Genomic DNA, 609 nt, shown 5'->3' on the forward strand with positions numbered 1-609 from the left:
TTTGCTGAAGGCCAAAGCTTAGAAATTCGGGACATTACCAGATTTACTGATGGATATGCTATTGCTAAATTCCGCAATGTGGATTCTGAAGGTAATGCGGGATCAGACCCAACAGGAGAACATCCTGATACAGATTTCCCAATGTTCAGACTGGCTGACGTTTACCTCATGTATGCTGAAGCTGTTCTTAGAGGTGGAGGTGGCAGCCAGAGCCAGGCTGTGACTTATATCAACGAATTGAGAGACAGAGCTTATGAAAACGGCGGAACCATTTCTGCAAACGATCTTACTCTGGACTTCATTATTGACGAACGCGGAAGAGAACTTTACTGGGAAGCGCATCGCCGTACAGACCTTATCAGGTTTGGACAGTTCACAACCCAGGGAATCTGGGCCTGGAAAGGAAATGTTCCTCAGGGAACAACTACAGCCGAATTCAGGAATATCTATCCTCTACCGTCCTCCGACTTAGGGGTGAACACCAACTTAACACAAAATCCAGGATATTAATTATAAATAAAGAACAATGAAAAAGCTTTCAATATTAATATTAGCCTTAGTTACCCTAACGGGCTTTAATGCATGTAGTTCAGATGATGATGTGGTTTT

The 609-nt window shown here is 43.0% G+C and carries 1 protein-coding gene; it reads left to right on the top strand.

The features are described from left to right. On the top strand, window positions 1–510 hold a 510-nt coding region (locus HC175_RS16410), incomplete at its 5' end, for a RagB/SusD family nutrient uptake outer membrane protein (RefSeq protein ID WP_168139458.1). Window positions 511–609 lie beyond the last annotated feature (99 nt).

The sequence above is a fragment of the Salinimicrobium oceani genome (assembly GCF_012037645.1).